The organism is Nioella sp. (assembly GCF_964229645.1).
Classification (GTDB): Bacteria; Pseudomonadota; Alphaproteobacteria; order Rhodobacterales; family Rhodobacteraceae; genus Nioella.
Genome location: NZ_CAXREX010000158.1, coordinates 1 through 5,121, shown reverse-complemented (window position 1 = coordinate 5,121; position 5,121 = coordinate 1). Strand labels below are relative to the sequence as shown.

The window sequence follows — 5,121 nt, the reverse complement described above, 5'->3', positions numbered from 1 at the left end:
CGGCAACGTCCACGTCATGCGCGCCGCGCTTGAATCAGCGCACCGTGGCTGGGGTCAGTCGATCGTGATCGGCGTTGCCGGCGCGGGCGAGGAAATCTCCACCCGCCCATTCCAGCTCGTCACGGGCCGCGTATGGAAGGGATCCGCTTTCGGTGGCGTCAAGGGACGGACAGAGCTCCCCGGCATGGTCGAGGACGCGATGAGAGGCGATATCGATCTGGCCCCGTTCGTAACCCACACGATGGGTTTGGAGGAGATCAACGAGGCCTTCGAACTGATGCACGAAGGCAAGTCGATCCGCTCGGTCATTCACTACTGACCCATCGTTACGAAGCGGCGCGAGGCGCTGGGATCGACAATTCGGCCGTCATCATGGCCCGACCCCGGCGATGATGACGCGCGCTGTGGCAAATGGGCAACGCGTCGCGATGCGGTAACAACCGTTGGATGTATTGCGTCGGAAATGCATTCATCTGTTACCCCGACCGTAACGAACACGGGCCGCACGGGCGTATAGGGCAGGAAGACTGAATTGAAGAGCAAGGATGTACACCCGGCGACGGCGGCCACCGATCATGGGCATGCGGGGCCGCCCGCTTGCGTGCAGGTTCGCGGCGCGCGCCAGAACAACCTCAAAAATATTGACGTCGATGTACCGCGCGACGCCTTCGTGGTGTTCACCGGCATATCAGGCTCGGGCAAGTCATCGCTCGCGTTCGGCACTCTGTATGCCGAAGCTCAGCGGCGTTATCTGGAATCGGTTGCGCCCTATGCCCGTCGCCTGATCGACCAGGCCGGCGTGCCGGAGGTCGACGCGATCGACGGTTTGCCGCCTGCGGTCGCGTTGCAGCAGCAGCGCGGCTCGGCCAACGCGCGATCCTCGGTCGGCAGCGTGACGACGCTCTCCAGCCTGGTGCGGATGCTCTATTCGCGCGTCGGCGAATATCCGCGCCATCAATCTATGCTCTATGCGGAGGATTTCTCCCCAAACACGGTCGCCGGCGCCTGCCCGACCTGTCACGGCATCGGGCGCGTCTATGACGCGACCGAAGAAACGATGGTGCCTGACGACAGCCTCACCATTCGCGACCGGGCGATCGCCGCCTGGCCGACCGCCTGGCATGGCCAGAACCTGCGCGATATCCTCGTTTCGCTCGGCTATGACGTCGATACGCCGTGGCGCGACCTGCCGAAAAAGGATCGCGACTGGATCCTCTTCACTGAAGAGGCGCCGACGGTGCCGGTCTATGCGGGCCTGACGCCCGAACAGACGCGGACGGCGCTCAAGCGCGGCATGGAGCCGAGCTACCAGGGCACCTTCACCGGCGCGCGCCGCTATGTGCTGGAAACCTTCGCCAACACGAAAAGCGCGCTGATGAAAAAGCGCGTCTCGCAATATATCATCGGCCGCGATTGCCCGACCTGCGACGGCAAGCGCCTGAAGCGCGAAGCCCTTTCCGTGAAGTTCGCGGGCCTCGACATCGCCGAGTTCGGCGATCTGACGGTGTTGAAACTCCGGGACTTGCTCACGCCGGTCGCGCATGGCGAATACGGGGGCGCCGCGGCGGTCCCGAAGGGCCATGTCCTCGGCAAGGCGGCCCGCGATGCGGCGGTCGAACGGCGGGTCGCGGCAGGAGGTTCGGCACACAAGGCTGCGCCCGACGTGCGCCGCACGCCCAATCTTTCCGATGAAAAGCGGGTCGCCGCACAGCGCCTTGCCTGCGAATTGATCGAGCGGCTAGAGCCGCTAATCGATCTTGGCCTTGGCTACATTTCGCTCGACCGCAGCACGCCGACGCTCTCCTCCGGAGAGCTGCAGCGCTTGCGGCTTGCCACGCAATTGTCGTCACAGCTTTTCGGCGTGGTCTATGTGCTTGACGAGCCTTCGGCAGGGTTGCACCCGGCAGATGGCGAAGCCTTGCTCACCATCCTCGAGCGTCTCAAGGCGGCGGGCAACTCCCTGTTCGTCGTCGAACATGATCTCGACGTGATCCGCCGCGCGGAATGGCTCGTCGATGTCGGGCCAGGAGCCGGGGAAAAGGGCGGTGAAGTCCTCTACAGCGGGCCGATAGAGGGGCTTGCCGACGTCGAGACTTCAATCACCCGCCGCTACCTGTTCGCAGAGCCGCTCCGCAGTGAGCGCACACCGCGCGATCCCAAGGCATGGCTACGCCTGGAAGGGATCAGGCGGAACAATCTCCATGGTCTCGACGTCGAGTTTCCCATCGGCTGCTTCACCGCTGTCACCGGCGTTTCGGGATCGGGCAAATCCAGTCTTGTCAGTCAGGCGCTGCCCGAGCTCGTCACGGAACACCTCGGCGGCTCCCCCGTGGCCGAGGAGGAGGATATCGATCCGCTGCTCGATGTTGCGCAGAACGACACCGAAGGACGCATTGTCGCAGGCATGGAGCATGTCCGCAGGCTGGTGCGGGTCGATCAGAAACCGATCGGCCGCACGCCGCGCTCGAACCTGTCCACCTACAGCGGCATGTTCGACCATGTGCGACGGATCTTCGCTGAAACGCCGCTCGCCCGCCGGCGGCACTACAGCCCGGGAAGGTTCTCGTTCAACGTCCCGCAAGGCCGCTGCCCGGTGTGCGAGGGCGAGGGATACGTCATGGTGGAGTTGCTGTTCCTGCCGAGCGTTTTTGCCCCGTGCTCGACCTGTCATGGCTCTCGCTACAACCCGCAAACGCTCGAAGTCGAATGGAACGGGCGCAATATCGCCCAGGTGCTAGAACTGACGGTCGACGATGCGTGCGATTTCTTCGCTGGCGAGGCATCTGTGATGCGCTCCCTCGACGTGTTGCGGGAGATCGGCCTTGGCTATCTGAGGCTTGGTCAGCCGGCGACCGAGCTGTCTGGCGGGGAGGCGCAGCGCATCAAGCTGGCGACTGAACTGCAACGCGCTCAACGCGGCAACTCGATCTACATCCTCGACGAGCCAACTTCGGGGCTTCACCCCTCCGATGGCGACCGGCTGATGCAACATTTGCAGGGCCTCGTAGACGCCGGCAATACCGTCATAGTCGTCGAACATGACATGCGCGCCATCACACAGGTGGACTGGATCATCGACCTGGGACCGGGGGCCGGGGAAGATGGGGGCCGTATCGTTGCCAGCGGCGTCCCTGGCTTCGTTGCGGAAGCGGAAGGCAGTCTCACCGCCCGCTATCTCAAGGCGGCGCTATAGGTCGTAAGTCTGACCGAACGCACGTTGGACCAGGTGCATCTCAACCACACGGTGGAATGGGTCGAACCTGGAAGCGGGAGCCGGCGATGTGACACCGCGGTTGACGCGGCTCAGGGTTTGAGTGCCCGTCAGGTGCGCCGTGTTCGTGTGATACGCGGCATGGCGGACGGCCAATCGCTAACGATCCGCCATGCTTGCTTTGTGCGGACCTTCTCCATGAAGAGGTCCTCACATGGTTCGTCGAAACACCCCGTTTTAATTCCCCTCTGCGATTTCCTCGACGAGTTTGGCACAGAAGGCGGGCAAATCATTGGGATCGCGGCTGGTAACAAGGCCGTTGTCGACCACGACTTCCTCATTGGTCCATGTACCTCCGGCGTTCTCGATATCGACCTTCAGCGTCGGGTAGGACGTCAAGTTGCGACCTTCAACCACGCCCACCTCGATCAATGTCCAGGGTGCATGGCATATGACCGCAACAGGTTTTTTCTGAGCGAAGAAAGCCCGGATGAAACCAATTGCCTCTGGTTTTCGATCCTGGGATCGTCGATGGTATTGACGGAAACATCTTTGGGCCCGTTGTATACGACAGCTTTCACGGATCTTTTCCTTTCGCAGCTCTTCTCAACGCGTCATCAAATCGAGAGCTTGTGATGATCCGGTCCATCGCAACGGCGGAGGACATCGCACCCTTCCAAGTGTTCTCAGTTAACTGAACCTGCTGCTGCCTGAGAGGTCCCTTCCCCGAAGGGCCATCCTGGGATCGATTTACGGCGGTTTTCTCTACGATTGGGCCAGAACGGCCTAACAACGCGCCGAATTGATGTGCTCAAGAATTTCCCGCGAACCAATGGTGCCGTTCCGCCGCGACACATCAACGGCCCCCTATCAGCAAATGCAGAGGTGTGATGAGCGCAAGAGACAAGGCCATCCGCTATCGCGGATGGCCTGTCGTATTCATTTATTCAATTCCCGGTTCGGCCGGGCTATCCATTGCGGATGGAAACACGAGCCTTATTCTGCGGTCAGCCGGCAGCTTAGGGCCGCCCGCTCCGCTATTTCGCGGCGAGCAGGGTGAACTTGTGAATCTGCGGCGGTTCGGAAAACAGTTCTTCTGCCTTCTCCATCAGTGCGGCGGCAACCTTGCCGTCGAGATGGGCCTGCCGATCCTCCTCTGTATCGAACGTATCGAAGATCGCGTACGCACCGGGGCCTTCCTCGATCGCATACCAGGTCAGAGTGCCCGGCTCAGCTTGAACGAGCGGCAATGCCGAGGTCAGGAAATCGGCGACATCGCGCTCTTTTCCGGGCTTGGCCTTCAGCGGTACATACAGGGCAAGTTTGGGCATAAATGACTCCTCAAGTGAAACGGACAGATATTGTTCGGGAAAGTAACGGTCGAGCGGGCCGGAACGTTCCTAATGAGGCGGAGCACACGCGGCCCCGCCTCCTCGTCGAAATCAGAACTCCTGTGCGGTCGGCCGGATGACGATCGCGTTGATGTCGACGTCATCAGGTTGTTCGACAGCGAACGCGATAGCACGCGCCACCGATGCCGTCGGGATGGCCTGCTTGTAGAAGTCGAGCACCGTTTCGGCAGCCGTGCCTGATGTCGTGAACTTCAAATCGCTTTCGACAGCTCCAGGCTCGATTGACGTGACCCGGACTTTTTCCCCCACCTCGTGGCGCAAGCCTTCGCTGATCGCGCTGACGGCAAACTTGGTGCCGGAGTAGACCGTGCCGCCCGGTGCGAAGACCTTGATACCCGCAACCGAGCTCAGGTTGATGATGTGACCGCTGCCCTGCTCGAGAAAACCGGGAAGGGCCGCCGCGATGCCGTAGAGCGTACCCTTCAGATTGACGTCGATCATCTGGTCCCACTCGTCGGTGTTGACCTCGGCCATCGGACGGATCGGCATCAGCCCGGC

4 protein-coding genes and 1 pseudogene are annotated in these 5,121 nt (G+C 61.6%); 2 read left to right on the top strand and 3 right to left on the bottom strand.

Annotation, left to right across the window (positions count from 1 at the left end):
- Both ACEQXV_RS10420 and ACEQXV_RS10415 read left to right on the top strand, forming a co-directional pair.
- Positions 1–319, top strand: a pseudogene (locus tag ACEQXV_RS10420) (S-(hydroxymethyl)glutathione dehydrogenase); the annotation flags it as partial.
- Between the two features lie 213 nt (positions 320–532).
- The gene (locus ACEQXV_RS10415) at positions 533–3,193 is read left to right on the top strand and encodes an excinuclease ABC subunit A (RefSeq protein WP_370269056.1); all 2,661 of its coding nucleotides are present in this window, start codon (positions 533–535) and stop codon (positions 3,191–3,193) included.
- 255 nt (positions 3,194–3,448) lie between these two features.
- Here ACEQXV_RS10415 and ACEQXV_RS10410 read toward each other — a convergent pair whose 3' ends face one another.
- The 3 genes from ACEQXV_RS10410 to ACEQXV_RS10400 form a co-directional block, all read right to left on the bottom strand.
- Positions 3,449–3,712, bottom strand: a complete 264-nt coding sequence (locus ACEQXV_RS10410) for a DJ-1/PfpI family protein (protein WP_370269058.1) — start codon at positions 3,710–3,712, stop codon at positions 3,449–3,451.
- 536 nt (positions 3,713–4,248) lie between these two features.
- Positions 4,249–4,542 (bottom strand): putative quinol monooxygenase, encoded by a 294-nt coding sequence (locus tag ACEQXV_RS10405; protein WP_160659407.1) that lies wholly within the window; start codon positions 4,540–4,542, stop codon positions 4,249–4,251.
- 111 nt (positions 4,543–4,653) lie between these two features.
- Positions 4,654–5,121 (bottom strand): SDR family oxidoreductase (locus ACEQXV_RS10400; RefSeq protein ID WP_370269055.1); only part of this gene is annotated, 468 nt, incomplete at its 5' end.

Coding starts and splice junctions, on each gene's coding strand:
- ACEQXV_RS10405 (WP_160659407.1), bottom strand. CDS start 4,542: ATGCCCAAACTTGCCCTGTATGTACCGCTGAAGGCCAAGCCCGGAAAA.